The sequence below is a fragment of the Citrobacter sp. RHBSTW-00599 genome, assembly GCF_013784065.1.
GTDB lineage: Bacteria > Pseudomonadota > Gammaproteobacteria > Enterobacterales > Enterobacteriaceae > Citrobacter > Citrobacter braakii.
The window spans coordinates 2,606,161-2,620,440 of record NZ_CP056717.1; the positions used below are offsets into that span (position 1 = coordinate 2,606,161).

General features: G+C 52.1%; 11 protein-coding genes. 5 read left to right on the plus strand and 6 right to left on the minus strand.

What is annotated here, in order from left to right:
- The first annotated feature begins 49 nt into the window (after nt 1-49).
- Nucleotides 50-1,537 carry an MFS transporter gene (locus HV243_RS12720; RefSeq protein WP_053389783.1) on the plus strand — a complete coding sequence of 496 codons (1,488 nt, stop codon included), beginning with the start codon at nt 50-52 and terminating at the stop codon, nt 1,535-1,537.
- On the opposite strand, the gene HV243_RS12725 is transcribed toward HV243_RS12720, so the two are convergent.
- From HV243_RS12725 to yddG, 3 genes are all read right to left on the minus strand, one after another.
- Nucleotides 1,538-1,918 (minus strand): GFA family protein, encoded by a 381-nt coding sequence (locus HV243_RS12725; RefSeq protein ID WP_087121860.1) that lies wholly within the window; start codon nt 1,916-1,918, stop codon nt 1,538-1,540.
- Nucleotides 1,919-2,061: 143 nt separating this feature from the next.
- On the minus strand, nt 2,062-3,156 hold the full coding sequence (gene ompD / locus HV243_RS12730; RefSeq protein WP_019076795.1) for a porin OmpD: 1,095 nt from the start codon (nt 3,154-3,156) through the stop codon (nt 2,062-2,064).
- A gap of 459 nt (nt 3,157-3,615) precedes the next feature.
- Nucleotides 3,616-4,497, minus strand: a complete 882-nt coding sequence (yddG, locus tag HV243_RS12735) for an aromatic amino acid efflux DMT transporter YddG (protein WP_016156546.1) — start codon at nt 4,495-4,497, stop codon at nt 3,616-3,618.
- Between the two features lie 287 nt (nt 4,498-4,784).
- Between yddG and fdnG the strand changes: the two genes are divergently transcribed.
- From fdnG to HV243_RS12755, 4 genes are all read left to right on the plus strand, one after another.
- On the plus strand, nt 4,785-7,832 hold the full coding sequence (gene fdnG, locus HV243_RS12740; protein WP_181603809.1) for a formate dehydrogenase-N subunit alpha: 3,048 nt from the start codon (nt 4,785-4,787) through the stop codon (nt 7,830-7,832).
- A 13-nt stretch (nt 7,833-7,845) separates the two neighbouring features.
- Nucleotides 7,846-8,730, plus strand: a complete 885-nt coding sequence (gene fdnH / locus HV243_RS12745) for a formate dehydrogenase N subunit beta (RefSeq protein ID WP_016156544.1) — start codon at nt 7,846-7,848, stop codon at nt 8,728-8,730.
- Nucleotides 8,723-9,379 carry a formate dehydrogenase-N subunit gamma gene (fdnI, locus tag HV243_RS12750; RefSeq protein ID WP_016153106.1) on the plus strand — a complete coding sequence of 219 codons (657 nt, stop codon included), beginning with the start codon at nt 8,723-8,725 and terminating at the stop codon, nt 9,377-9,379. The genes fdnH and fdnI overlap by 8 nt, the downstream gene beginning before the upstream one ends.
- A gap of 129 nt (nt 9,380-9,508) precedes the next feature.
- The gene (locus tag HV243_RS12755; protein WP_046276368.1) at nt 9,509-10,108 is read left to right on the plus strand and encodes an inorganic diphosphatase; all 600 of its coding nucleotides are present in this window, start codon (nt 9,509-9,511) and stop codon (nt 10,106-10,108) included.
- Between the two features lie 70 nt (nt 10,109-10,178).
- Here the strand turns inward: HV243_RS12755 and HV243_RS12760 are convergent, their stop codons facing one another.
- From HV243_RS12760 to sra, 3 genes are all read right to left on the minus strand, one after another.
- Nucleotides 10,179-11,894: an ABC-F family ATP-binding cassette domain-containing protein gene (locus HV243_RS12760; protein WP_046276369.1), complete on the minus strand. Its 1,716-nt coding sequence runs from the start codon at nt 11,892-11,894 to the stop codon at nt 10,179-10,181.
- 309 nt (nt 11,895-12,203) lie between these two features.
- Complete coding sequence (gene maeA / locus HV243_RS12765; protein WP_016153104.1) at nt 12,204-13,901, minus strand: malate dehydrogenase; 1,698 nt, start codon at nt 13,899-13,901, stop codon at nt 12,204-12,206.
- 179 nt (nt 13,902-14,080) lie between these two features.
- Entirely contained in the window at nt 14,081-14,221 is a 141-nt protein-coding gene (gene sra, locus HV243_RS12770) for a stationary-phase-induced ribosome-associated protein (RefSeq protein ID WP_006684530.1), read from the minus strand.
- Nucleotides 14,222-14,280 lie beyond the last annotated feature (59 nt).

The window sequence follows — 14,280 nt, forward strand, 5'->3', positions numbered from 1 at the left end:
ATCGCTAAAGCTGGACACGTGTCCAGTTTCAGTTTCGTTAGGGAGTTTTATGTTTCGTCAGTGGTTAACGTTAGTCATTATTGTACTGGTCTACATCCCTGTTGCGATTGATGCAACGGTGCTGCACGTTGCCGCGCCCACGCTGAGTATGACGCTGGGTGCCAGTGGTAACGAGCTGCTGTGGATCATTGATATTTATTCTCTGGTAATGGCCGGAATGGTATTGCCAATGGGCGCGCTGGGCGATCGTATTGGCTTTAAACGTCTGCTGCTGTTAGGGGGCGGATTATTTGGCCTCGCATCGCTGGCCGCTGCCTTTGCCCACAGCGCGGGTTGGCTGATTGCCACCCGGGCCGTATTGGCGATTGGGGCGGCGATGATTGTTCCGGCAACGCTTGCGGGTATTCGCGCCACATTCGCTGAGCAACGGCATCGCAATATGGCGCTCGGCGTCTGGGCGGCCGTGGGTTCCGGCGGTGCGGCATTTGGCCCACTGGTTGGTGGGATGCTGCTGGAGCACTTCTACTGGGGATCCGTATTCTTAATTAATGTGCCGATTGTCCTGGTGGTAATGGCCTTAACCGCACGCTTAGTGCCGCGCCAGGCCGGACGTCGCGATCAATCGTTAAATTTCGGTCATGCAATAATGCTGATTGTCGCCATTCTGCTGCTGGTTTACAGCGCTAAAACCGCGCTGAAAGGGCATACGGCGACCGTTGCCATTACGTTGACGCTGTTAACCGGCGCGTTACTGTTGTGGCAGTTTGTCCGCATCCAGCTTGCCGCTTCCCGCCCGATGATAGATATGCGGCTGTTCACGCATCGCATCATCTTAAGCGGCGTTGTGATGGCGATGACCGCGATGATAACTCTGGTGGGTTTCGAGTTACTGATGGCTCAGGAGCTACAGTTTGTTCATGGTTTAACACCGTATCAGGCGGGACTGTTTATGCTGCCGGTGATGCTGGCAAGCGGCTTCAGCGGCCCCATTGCCGGTATGCTGGTGTCACGCTTGGGATTACGTTGTGTGGCAACGGCGGGTATGGCGCTTAGCGCCGTCAGTTTTTACGGCCTGGCGATGACAGATTTCAGTACTCAGCAGATTCAAGCCTGGATATTAATGGCTTTGCTCGGTTTCAGCGCCGCCAGTGCGCTGCTGGCCTCAACGGCGGCTATCATGGCGGCAGCCCCGGCAGAAAAAGCCGCAGCCGCGGGCGCCATTGAGACAATGGCTTATGAACTGGGGGCCGGGCTTGGGATCGCTATCTTTGGTTTGTTGTTGAGCCGCAGCTTTTCAGCCTCGATTCTGCCGCCTGTCGGACTTAATCCACAGGAGATAGAACGAGCCTCATCGTCAATGGGTGAGGCGGTGCAACTGGCGCACTCGCTCCCGTCGTCGCTGAGTGAGGCGTTGCTGTCGGCTGCTAAAGAAGCCTTTACCTGGTCGCACAGCGTGGCCTTAAGCAGCGCCGGCAGCATGCTTATCGTATTAGCGGTAGGAATGTGGTTCAGTCTGGCAAAGGTACAGCGTCAATAACTAATGGGCTAAATGACAGGGGTAATCCATCTCTTCGACTTCTTTTCCACTCAGTCGAGCGTATTGCCCCGTCAGCCTCCAGAACGCAGGCTGTGTTTCCGTATAGATCTCTGCCGCTAAAACCAGGCGGCGGCGATCCACCTCATTCAGCTCCAGCAGCGTCCACGGCACAAAATAACGATCGCTGCCCGTTAGGGTAAACCACAGCGGGCACCCGCATCCGGAACAGAAGAAACGTTCACCACGATTTGAAGAAGGAAAGTGCGAAGGTTCTGCTGAATCTGGCGACATCAGCGGCTGAGCGCTGGCTTCCAGATACATAGCGATGCCACCTGACCACTTCTGGCACAGCGTACAATGACAGGCATAGACATCCAGCATTTCGACGTCGACGGTAAAATGACTCTGCCCGCAAAGACAACGACCAGTGAATGTCTGCACGGCATACTCCTTATGACCGAGTCTACATTAAGAGAAAAAGCCAGCCCTGGAAGGACTGGCTTTGTATTCAGACTACAACAAAATTAGAACTGGTAGTTCAGACCAACAGCAACGATGTTGTCAGTGCTTACACCGGCAGCTCTTGTGAAGTTGTTGGCATCCAGCAGGTTGATTTTGTAATCAACGAAGGTGGACATGTTTTTGTTGAAGTAGTAGGTAGCACCCAGGTCTACGTATTCAACCAGATCCTGGTCGCCGTAACCGTTGATGTCTTTACCTTTAGACTTCAGGTAAGCAACGGACGGACGCAGACCGAAGTCGAACTGGTACTGAGCAACAGCTTCAAAGTTCTGTGCTTTATTTGCAATACCGATGATCTCAGTACCTTTAACAGTACCACCAAAGGTAGTCATGTTACGGGTTTCGGAGTAGGTGGTTGCCAGGTAGATGTTGTTCGCATCATATTTCAGGCCAGCAGCCCAAACTTCAGCGTTCTTACCGTCAGCTTTGAACTGACCGCTGTGGTTGTTCTGGGAGTCAGTACGGTCAGATTTCGCATAGGCTGCACCTACGCCGAAGCCATCGTACTCATAGGTAGTTGACAGACCGAAGCCGTCGCCGTTAGCTTCTTTGTCGGCGCTACGATCGTTTTTACCCTGGTACTGCAGGGCAAAGTTCAGACCTTCGACCAGACCGAAGAAGTCGGTGTTACGGTAGGTTGCAACGCCAGTAGTACGACCAGTCATGAAGACGTCAGTCTGGGTCCAGGTATCGCCACCGAACTCTGGCAGAACGTCGGTCCATGCGCCGATGTCGTAAGCTACGCCGTAGTTACGACCGTAGTCGAAAGAACCGTATTCAGCGAATTTCAGGCCAGCGAATGCCAGACGGGTTTTATCTTTGTCGGAACCCTGATCTTCAGAACGGTTGCCTTTGAATTCATATTCCCACTGACCAAAACCAACCAGTTGGTCGTTGATCTGAGTTTCGCCTTTGAAGCCCAGACGCGCGTAAGTTTTGTCGCCATCGCTGCTGGTATCGTTAGAGAAGTAGTGTTGAGCGTGAACTTTACCGTACAGGTCCAGTTTGTTTGCGTCTTTGTTATATACCTCAGCTGCGTTTACCGCACCTGCCGCCAACAGGCTAGTCACTGCCACTGCAACTAATTTAAGTTTCATTCTAAATAATCCTTATAATTATTTCTTGGTGTGTTTCCTAAACCATTGCTAAACGAAGGAGTTCGTCAATGGCAAACCATTTTTAAATGACGCAGTGGTATAAGTTCAATAATAAGTTTCATAATATTGCGAAATATTTGAAGTTGTGTGATCCAGATCTACATAATATAGCTGATTGTATTAATCTTAATATGTGACAGATCGGAATGGGTATATTTACATGGGGGACTATTGTGCGGACTATGATTTAAATGGCGTTAGTTTCGCAGGTGTAATATATACATGTGAAGAGATATAGATGACCGAGTAATACTTTCTGGCGTTAATTAATTTCCATATATTTAACATTTAATTAAAAAAATATAAACATAAACCGCAGTGGAATGAACAATTATTATTCATTAAATTGTCTAAAGTATAGCCGGATTTTATTTGTTTGTGATAAAACCCGACTTTTTTTCAGGCACGGCGTGTTGCCAGCCAGCAAAGCAGAGACCCCGCGCAGACCATCAGCGCTCCTTGCCAGAAGGATAGTGACAGCGGGGCACTGAGCAACACCGCGGCCAGCGCAGAGGACAGCACTGGAGTAAAATAAGACCCGACGGCCATAACGGTCACGTTGCCATGCAAAATGCCAATATTCCACGCGGCATAGGCAAATCCTAACGTTAATGCTGCAGTGAACATTTTAATCGTCACCGAAGTGCTGAAAACCATTTCCGGTTGAGGCGTAATAAAATAGTAAACCCACAAACTTGCCGCCGTTAGTAAAACGAACACGGTGATGCCGTTAAAACCTTTCGCATATTTATTGGTCACCGTGCAATACGTTGCCCAGATAAAAGCACCGAGAAAGGCAAGGAAATAGCTAAGCGGACTGCTGGCAACATTACTGATAATTTCTCCAGGATTGAGGCCGTTTTCGCCCCCCAACACCCAACAAACCCCGGTCAATGCGATGATTAATCCGGGAATCACCAACCAGGTTGTTTTTTGGCCATTAAATAAGATGGCGAATAATATTGTCAGACTTGGCCAGAGATAATTGACCATACCCACTTCAATAGCCTGGTGACGAGTGGCGGCATAGCCGAGGGCCAGCGCTAAGCATATTTCATAGCTAACAAAAAGCACGCTACCGGCGATTAAATATCGCACAGGAATTTTTCTGATATTTGGGAATCCGACGGTAAATATCAGCAACAGGCCGCTTAATGTAAAAATCATCGCCGCGCCGCCTGCCGGCCCCAGTCCTTCGCTTACCCCACGAATAAGCCCGACCATCGTGCTCCAGAGCACGATGGCAATAAGCCCAATTAACGTTGCTTTTTGTTTTGTCATGCTGGTTGTCTGTCCATGGTACTGGCAAAAATTAAGCTGAAATGTATAGCACCTTTACACCGTAGCGCGCTAATTAATTCCCTTTTGTCTACTCCCTTATGGGTACAAAGGTTAAGCGAAGTGCACTATTTAGTAGCGGAACCGTTTCGTTATTGATTTGACGCAAAAAAAATATGGATATAGCTGATAGTTTCGTCGCGAAGTTGTACATGTCATCTTTCAATCATGCCGCGCTGGCGCAATTTGAGAGATTTCCTGTACGAATCCCTGCAAAAAAGAGGAAAGCAATGGACGTCAGCCGCAGACAATTTTTTAAAATCTGCGCGGGCGGTATGGCGGGAACAACAGTAGCCGCTCTGGGTTTTGCACCCAAAATGGCACTGGCTCAGGCGCGAAACTATAAGCTGTTGCGCGCCAAAGAGATCCGAAACACCTGCACATACTGTTCCGTAGGTTGCGGGCTATTAATGTATAGCCTGGGAGATGGAGCAAAAAACGCCAAAGAGTCGATTTACCATATTGAAGGGGATCCGGATCATCCGGTGAGCCGTGGGGCATTATGCCCTAAGGGCGCAGGATTACTGGATTACGTGCACAGTGAAAACCGTCTGCGTTACCCGGAATATCGCGCTCCAGGCTCCGACAAATGGCAGCGTATCAGCTGGGATGAGGCTTTCACCCGTATCGCGAAGCTGATGAAAACTGACCGCGACGCCAACTTTATTGAGAAGAATGAGCAGGGCGTAACGGTAAACCGCTGGCTTTCTACCGGGATGCTGTGCGCATCTGCGGCAAGTAATGAAACCGGCATGCTGACGCAAAAATTTGTGCGCTCACTCGGCATGCTGGCAGTAGACAACCAGGCGCGCGTCTGACACGGACCAACGGTAGCAAGTCTTGCTCCAACATTTGGTCGCGGTGCGATGACCAACCACTGGGTTGATATTAAAAACGCCAACGTCGTGATGGTGATGGGCGGTAACGCCGCTGAAGCACATCCGGTGGGATTCCGCTGGGCGATGGAAGCTAAAAACAACAATGATGCCACGCTAATTGTTGTTGACCCCCGTTTTACACGTACAGCCTCGGTAGCGGATATTTACGCGCCAATTCGTTCCGGCACGGACATTACGTTCCTGTCCGGCGTCTTGCTGTATCTGATTGAAAACAACAAAATCAACGCTGAATACGTTAAGCATTACACCAACGCCAGCCTGCTGGTGCGGGATGATTTTGCTTTTGAAGACGGTCTGTTCAGCGGTTACGACGCGAAAAAACGCCAATACGATAAATCGTCCTGGAACTACCAGTTCGATGAAAACGGCTACGCGAAACGCGATGAAACGTTAAGCCATCCCCGCTGTGTCTGGAATCTGCTAAAACAGCACGTTTCCCGCTACACGCCGGATGTGGTGGAAAACATCTGCGGTACGCCAAAAGAAGACTTCCTGAAAGTTTGCGAAGTGCTGGCTTCCACCAGCGCAGCGGATCGCACCACCACGTTCCTGTATGCGCTGGGCTGGACACAGCATACCGTCGGGGCGCAGAACATCCGTACCATGGCGATGATCCAGTTGCTGCTCGGCAACATGGGGATGGCAGGTGGCGGGGTCAACGCTTTACGCGGTCACTCCAACATTCAGGGTTTAACCGACTTAGGGCTGCTCTCTACCAGTCTGCCAGGCTACCTGACGCTGCCGTCAGAGAAACAGGCCGATCTGCAAACCTATCTGGCTGCTAACACGCCAAAAGCGACGTTGGCCGATCAGGTGAACTACTGGGGCAACTACCCGAAATTCTTCGTCAGCCTGATGAAATCTTTCTACGGCAATGCGGCGCAGAAAGAAAACGACTGGGGCTTTGAGTGGCTGCCGAAGTGGGATCAGTCCTACGACGTCATCAAATACTTCAACATGATGGATAGCGGGAAAGTCACCGGCTACATCTGCCAGGGCTTTAACCCGGTCGCGTCCTTCCCGGACAAAAACAAAGTGGTGCAGTGCCTGAGCAAACTGAAGTATCTGGTGGTTATCGATCCGCTGGTGACCGAAACCTCTACGTTCTGGCAGAACCACGGTGAATCAAACGACGTTGATCCGGCTTCTATTCAGACCGAAGTCTTCCGTTTGCCATCCACCTGCTTTGCGGAAGAGGACGGCTCCATCGCCAACTCCGGTCGCTGGCTGCAGTGGCACTGGAAAGGTCAGGATGCCCCGGGTGAAGCCCGCAACGACGGCGAAATTCTGGCCGGTATTTATCACCGTCTGCGCGACATGTATCGCACTGAAGGCGGTAAAGCCGTAGAACCCGTGCTGAAAATGAGCTGGAACTATAAGCAGCCGGATGAACCGCACTCCGAGGAAGTGGCAAAAGAGAACAACGGCTATGCGCTGGAAGACCTCTATGATGCCAACGGTGTGCTGGTTGCGAAGAAAGGCCAGTTACTCAGCAGCTTTGCGCTTCTGCGCGATGATGGGTCTACGTCATCGTCCTGCTGGATTTATACCGGTAGCTGGACCGAGCAGGGCAACCAGATGGCCAATCGCGATAACGCCGACCCGTCAGGTCTCGGTAATACGCTGGGCTGGGCCTGGGCATGGCCGTTAAACCGTCGCGTGCTGTATAACCGCGCTTCGGCGGACCCGCAAGGTAAGCCATGGGATCCAAAACGCATGCTGATCCAGTGGAACGGCACGAAGTGGACGGGGAACGATATCCCGGACTTCAACACCGCAGCACCGGGCAGTGGCACCAATCCGTTTATTATGCAGCCGGAAGGGCTGGGTCGTCTGTTCGCTATCGATAAGATGGCGGAAGGTCCGTTCCCGGAACACTACGAGCCAATGGAAACGCCGCTGGGTACGAACCCGCTGCATCCGAACGTGATCTCCAACCCGGCAGCGCGTCTGTACGAAGCGGATAAGCTACGCATGGGTACAAAACAGGACTTCCCGCACGTCGGAACGACCTATCGTCTGACCGAACATTTCCATACCTGGACCAAGCACGCATTGCTGAATGCGATTGCCCAGCCAGAGCAGTTTGTGGAAATCAGCGAAACGCTGGCGGCAGCGAAGGGGATCTCCAACGGCGATCACGTCAAAGTTAGCAGCAAGCGTGGATTTATTCGCGCAGTTGCCGTGGTTACCCGTCGTCTGCGTACTCTGCACGTCAACGGTCAGCAGGTTGAAACGGTTGGGATCCCGATCCACTGGGGCTTTGAAGGAGTCGCGCGTAAAGGCTATATCGCCAACACCCTGACGCCGAATGTCGGTGATGCAAACTCGCAAACGCCGGAATACAAAGCGTTTTTAGTTAACATCGAGAAGGCGTAAGGGAGGCGAACATATGTCTATGGAAACGCAGGACATCATCAAACGGTCCGCAACAAACGCCATCACGCCGCCGCCTCAGGCCCGTGATTACAAAGCTGAGGTCGCAAAGCTGATCGACGTTTCCACCTGTATAGGCTGTAAGGCCTGTCAGGTGGCATGCTCAGAGTGGAATGATATCCGCGATGAAGTCGGCCACTGCGTCGGGGTGTATGACAACCCTGCCGATCTTAGCGCCAAGTCCTGGACGGTGATGCGGTTTACCGAAACCGAACAGAACGGCAAGCTCGAGTGGTTGATTCGTAAAGACGGCTGTATGCACTGTGAAGATCCGGGCTGCCTGAAGGCATGCCCGTCTGCCGGGGCTATCATCCAGTACGCCAACGGGATTGTTGATTTTCAGTCAGAGCACTGTATTGGCTGCGGCTACTGTATTGCCGGGTGTCCATTTAATATTCCGCGCCTCAATAAAGAGGATAACCGCGTATATAAATGTACGCTGTGTGTGGACCGCGTCAGCGTCGGGCAGGAGCCTGCCTGCGTGAAGACCTGTCCGACCGGGGCAATCCATTTCGGTACCAAGCAGGAAATGCTGGAAATGGGCGAACAGCGTGTGGCAAAACTGAAAGCACGTGGTTATGAACATGCCGGTGTCTACAACCCGGAAGGTGTGGGTGGCACGCACGTGATGTACGTTCTGCATCATGCCAACCAGCCGGAGCTGTATCACGGCCTGCCGAAAGAACCGCAGATCGATACCTCTATCAATCTGTGGAAAGGGGCGCTGAAACCGCTGGCCGCTGCCGGATTTATCGCCACCTTCGCCGGACTGATTTACCACTACATTGGTATCGGTCCGAATAAGGAAGTGGACGACGACGAGGAGGATCATCATGAGTAAGTCGAAAATGATTGTGCGCACGAAGTTTATCGACCGCGCCTGTCACTGGACGGTGGTGATCTGCTTCTTCCTGGTGGCGTTGTCGGGGATTTCGTTTTTCTTCCCGACTCTGCAATGGCTGACGCAGACCTTCGGTACGCCGCAGATGGGGCGCATTTTGCACCCGTTCTTCGGACTGCTGATCTTCGTGGCACTGATGTTCATGTTTGTACGCTTTGTTCACCACAACATCCCGGATAAAAAAGATATCCCGTGGCTGAAAAACATTGTGGAAGTGCTGAAAGGCAATGAACACAAAGTGGCGGACGTGGGTAAGTACAATGCCGGACAGAAAATGATGTTCTGGTCGATCATGAGCATGATTTTCGTGCTGCTGATCACCGGCATCATTATCTGGCGTCCGTACTTTGCGCAGTTCTTCCCGATGCAGGTCGTGCGCTATAGCCTGCTTATCCATGCGGCTGCGGGGATTATCCTGATGCACGCCATCCTCATCCACATGTATATGGCATTCTGGGTGAAAGGATCGATCAAAGGCATGGTCGAAGGGAAAGTGAGCCGCCGCTGGGCGAAGAAACATCACCCACGCTGGTATCGCGAAGTTGAACGACAAGAAGCGAAAAAAGAGAGCGAGGAAGGGGTTAACTAACTCCTGACGTGCCCTGATCGTAATGGCGCTACACCTGTAGCGCCATTTTTTTGCCAAAAAAACGTCATGTTTCTGTCATCTGCTGAACGTAAGGTATTGTCTTTCCAATAATAGAAGAGTTAAAAGACAATGCATCTGGTGAAAAAATTACTCGCAGTCAGCGTGTTTCTTTGTGCGTCCGCTCAGGCGCAGAACATCCTCGAATTTCCTCAGCCAGAAAATAACCCGGAAGAGTTTTATGCCGTAACCGAAATCCCGGCAGGTGGAATGATTAAATATGAAACCGACGCCAAAACCGGTTTTATCGTGGCCGATCGCTTCCAGTCAATGCCGGTTGCCTATCCCGCCAACTACGGTTCACTAACCCAGTCTTTAGCTGGTGACGGCGATCCGCTGGATGTTATCTTTTATACCCGCGCGCCGCTGGCCCCGGGAACGTTGATTAAGCTGCGGGCTATAGGCGTACTGAAGATGATCGACGGCGGTGAAAAGGACGATAAAATTGTCGCCGTTCCGGCCAGCAAAATTGACCCCACTTATGACAACATCAAAGAGTTAAGCGACCTGCCCAAGATTGAAGTTCAACGTCTGGAATCTTTCTTCCGCGTATACAAAGATCTGCCGGAAGGGCGCAAGAAGGTCGAATTAAACGGTTTCAATGACGCCGCTACGGCAAAGCAAGAGATCAAGCAGGCCTGGGATGCCTGGAAAGAGAAAAAACCGCAATAACAAAAGATAAGCCGGATGACGGGCCTACACGCGCATTTTGCTGACGTAGGCTGCCATCCGGCAATACGGTTTACTCCAGTTGTGAGTTCAGGCGCTCAATCTCCTCACGCCATTGCGCCTGTAACAGCGGCTTTTGATGTTTCGGCTTGCGGGCAAGATCGTCAGCCAGACGCTGCTCCAGCTCAAGAAGTTGTTCCAGCAATCCATCGCTGTCACCGCTTATTTCGACTCTCGCAACGACCACCGTTTTGGGAACGGTTATCTCCGAGGATGTTTCCCGAATACGCGCATTGACCGCGTCCAGATCGTGCCATTCACTGAGTTCGCCCTTGTCGATCAACCAAAACCGGTTACAGCTTTGGCTAATAAGCTGACGGTCGTGACTGACCAACAACACGCCGCCGTTATAGCTTTGCAGCGTTTCTGCCAACGCCTCTTTACCTTCCAGATCCAGATGGTTGGTCGGTTCATCGAGCATCAGCAGGCTGTAGCGCGCAAGCGTTAGCCCAACAAACAGCAGCCGGGAGCGCTCACCGCCGCTTAGGGAACTGATCCGCTGCGCGTGACGAACCCACGGAAAACCCGCGCTAATCAGCGCCATTTTGCGGATATCGGGCTGCGGAGCAAACGGCTCCAGCGCGTCAAATAACGAATCGTTATCTGCGAGTTGGTGCAGCGTCTGGTCGTAATACCCCAACGTAACACGCGGGTGCAACACCAGTGAAGGTGATGCCAGTTGTGAGTGAAACTGTTGCCAGATAAGCCTTAACAACGATGATTTCCCACAACCGTTGCGCCCGACAATCGCCACGCGATCGCCGCTTTTTAACCGGAGTCCGGCAATGGAAAACAGCGTATCGGCGTCGGGAGCAGGGGCCACGGACAGATTAGTCATCTCCAGCAAACGATCCGCACGCAGGGCATCTCCCTGCAATGTTAGTGTCCACTGACTTCCTGACGTCACTTCAGTCTGTACCTCTTTCAGGCGCTGTACCTGCTTTTCCATCTGCTTGGCCTTGCGGGAAAGATCTTCGTTGTCGTAGACCCGCCCCCAGGTAGCCAGCCGTTTGGCGCTGGCGGTCACCCGGTCTATCTCCTTTTGCTCAGCCTTATGGCGCAGAGCATCGCTGATGTCTCTTTCTGCCAGAGCCTGACGCGCCGCGCTACAGGGCAGATCGAAGGCATGAAGAGTTCGATCGCGCAGGATCCAGGTTCCGTGAGTCACCGCGTCTAACAGCTGCGGGTCGTGGGAAACCACCACAAAACTGCCAGACCAGTTTTGTAAGAACTGTTCCAGCCACAGTAATGTTGGCAAGTCCAGGTGGTTACCCGGCTCATCCAGCAGCAGCAGGTCAGGGTTTCGCATCAGCGCCCGCGCCAATAACAGACGCGTGTGTTGGCCGCCGCTCAGCGTGTGTGCTGTCAGAGATAAATTCTCCGGCGTGAACCCCATTTCGGCGAGCAGTGCTTCAACTCGCCACTGCTGACCTGCGCGTTCATGCTCGGGCAGTTGAGCCAGAACGGCTTCCTGCAGCGTGAGCGGCAGTATTTCGTCTGGGAGATGTTGTTCTACACGGGCGAGATGGCAGTGATTTGCCTGCGCGATAACCCCACTGGTCGGCGAAATTGTGCCATCGAGCAGTTTTAACAGCGTGCTTTTGCCGCAGCCGTTGTAACCGATAAGCCCGATGCGGTCGCCTTTTTTCAGGGTAAAGGAAAGATCGTCGAATAACGTGCCAAATGCCGTATCAACGTGTAAGGATTGTGCGGTTAGTAATGTGCTCATTGTTGCTTACTCAAGAGTTACAGGCGTAAAAACGCCTCGTCAAACATCGCTGACGATAACCCGGTAAGCCCGAGAGAAGGGGATTTAGAAGTTAGCTTCGCTCAAGCAGAAGTTATCGCAGCACGATACCGATAACGCTTGAGCACTGGCGATCACCAAAAGCATGTGAAACGATAAAACGTTCACAGTACAGCATAAGTATCCTCCTTATTATTTTCCAAATGTTAATCGATGGTGAAAGTGTAATCGTAAGTCACGCAGTCGCGCAAGTTCTGAGCGCCCGGCAGCAGAGTGCCGCCGGGCAAACCGTCAAATAGAGGTACGACGGTAGTCGCGGTATTCTGCCTGCCAGAAATTATCGTCAATCGCCTGTTGCAGCGCTTCGGCGGAGGTTTTCACCGCCACGCCTTGCTGCTGGGCCATTTTACCGACGGCAAACGCGATGGCGCGGGAAACGGTCTGAATATCTTTCAGCTCAGGTAACACCAGTCCTTCGCCGTTGAGCACCAGCGGTGAATACTGCGCCAGCGTTTCACTGGCTGACATCAGCATTTCATCGGTGATACGCGATGCGCCAGAAGCAATTACCCCCAGACCAATTCCCGGGAAGATATAGGCATTGTTACATTGGGCAATGGGATAGATTTTCTCTTTCCACAGTACCGGTGCGAACGGGCTACCGGTCGCAACCAGCGCGTTACCCTCGGTCCAGGCGATAATATCCTGTGGCGTGGCTTCTACGCGGGAAGTCGGGTTAGACAGCGGCATGACGATCGGACGCGGGCAATGCTTATGCATTTCGCGAATGATCTCTTCGGTAAACAGGCCAGTCTGTCCGGAAACACCAATCAGGATGTCCGGCTTAACGTTGCGTACCACATCGAGTAACGACAACACATCTTCTTGCGTATCCCAGTGCTGCAGATTTTCGCGTTTTTGCACCAGTTTGGTCTGGAAAGAGAGCAGGTTCGGCATCTTATCGGTTAACAGGCCGAAGCGATCGACCATAAACACGCGTTGACGCGCCGCTTCTTCGCTTAAACCTTCACGCTGGATTTGCGCGATGATCTGCTCGGCAATTCCGCAACCGGCGGAACCTGCCCCGAGGAAGACAATGTTCTGTTCGCTTAACTGGCTACCGGCCGCACGGCTGGCCGCAATCAGCGTGCCAACGGTCACCGCAGCGGTACCCTGAATATCGTCGTTAAACGAGCAAATTTCATCGCGATAGCGGGTCAACAGCGGCATGGCGTTTTTCTGTGCGAAGTCTTCAAACTGCAACAGCACGTCCGGCCAGCGATGCTTCACGGCCTGGATGAATTCATCGACAAATTCGTAGTATTCATCATCGGTGATACGCGGATTACGCCAGCCCATATACAGCGGATCGTTGAGCAGTTGCTGGTTGTTGGTTCCGACGTCCAGTACCACCGGCAGGGTGTAGGCCGGGCTGATCCCACCACACGCGGTATACAGCGACAGTTTACCGATTGGAATACCCATCCCGCCGATCCCCTGATCGCCAAGTCCCAAAATACGTTCCCCATCGGTGACAACGATGACCTTGATATTGTGGTTAGGAACGTTTTGCAGGATATCGTCCATATTGTGGCGGTTCTGATAAGAGATAAACACGCCGCGCGCGCGACGATAAATCTCGGAGAAACGCTCACAGGCCGCGCCAACCGTTGGGGTATAGATAACCGGCATCATCTCATCAAGGTGATTATGCACCAGCCGGTAAAACAGGGTTTCGTTGGTGTCCTGGATGTTGCGCAGGTAAATATGTTTATCGATTTCGGTTTTGAATCCCTGATATTGGATCCAGGCACGTTCAGCCTGTTCTTCAATCGTCTCGACCACTTCCGGCAGTAACCCCAGCAGGTTGAAGTTACGGCGTTCTTCCGCACTGAAAGCACTCCCTTTATTCAGTAAAGGGAATTCCAGCAGAACCGGGCCAGCGTAGGGGATGTAAAGGGAACGCAGTTTTTTAGTTTCGTTTTCCATGTCACTCACTCTTTTTTGAATAACCGTCCCTGGCACTCTTTATGATCGTATGTGGCCTGTCCGCCAGGGAAACGGCCGAAGTATAAAGCATTGTGAATGGGTTAAGGGGTTTTATAAGCAAAAACACCACTGCGGTTGCAATGGTGTTTATCTCGTTATTCAGTCAGACGTGCGAAAGGCTATTTGCCGTCAGCGCGGCGCTTTCTTCCGGTAGGATTATTGACCACGTTGGTTTTGTCACCTTCGGTCACGACTTTGCGTTGATTTGAGATTTTGTGGTCCAGTCCGAGAATATGACGGGCCTGACGGTTCGATTTCATTCTAACTCCTTAATCCTGTTACTGGTTTCAAGGGCGAGTCCGTATGAGAACGGACGAAA

Excerpts from the sequence above, each read along its gene's own strand:
- fdnI (WP_016153106.1), top strand. The coding sequence starts at position 8,723 with ATGAGTAAGTCGAAAATGATTGTGCGCACGAAGTTTATCGACCGCGCC.
- ompD (WP_019076795.1), bottom strand. The coding sequence starts at position 3,156 with ATGAAACTTAAATTAGTTGCAGTGGCAGTGACTAGCCTGTTGGCGGCA.
- HV243_RS12755 (WP_046276368.1), top strand. The coding sequence starts at position 9,509 with ATGCATCTGGTGAAAAAATTACTCGCAGTCAGCGTGTTTCTTTGTGCG.
- yddG (WP_016156546.1), bottom strand. The coding sequence starts at position 4,497 with ATGACAAAACAAAAAGCAACGTTAATTGGGCTTATTGCCATCGTGCTC.
- maeA (WP_016153104.1), bottom strand. The coding sequence starts at position 13,901 with ATGGAAAACGAAACTAAAAAACTGCGTTCCCTTTACATCCCCTACGCT.
- sra (WP_006684530.1), bottom strand. The coding sequence starts at position 14,221 with ATGAAATCGAACCGTCAGGCCCGTCATATTCTCGGACTGGACCACAAA.
- fdnH (WP_016156544.1), top strand. The coding sequence starts at position 7,846 with ATGTCTATGGAAACGCAGGACATCATCAAACGGTCCGCAACAAACGCC.
- HV243_RS12760 (WP_046276369.1), bottom strand. The coding sequence starts at position 11,894 with ATGAGCACATTACTAACCGCACAATCCTTACACGTTGATACGGCATTT.
- HV243_RS12720 (WP_053389783.1), top strand. The coding sequence starts at position 50 with ATGTTTCGTCAGTGGTTAACGTTAGTCATTATTGTACTGGTCTACATC.
- HV243_RS12725 (WP_087121860.1), bottom strand. The coding sequence starts at position 1,918 with ATGCTGGATGTCTATGCCTGTCATTGTACGCTGTGCCAGAAGTGGTCA.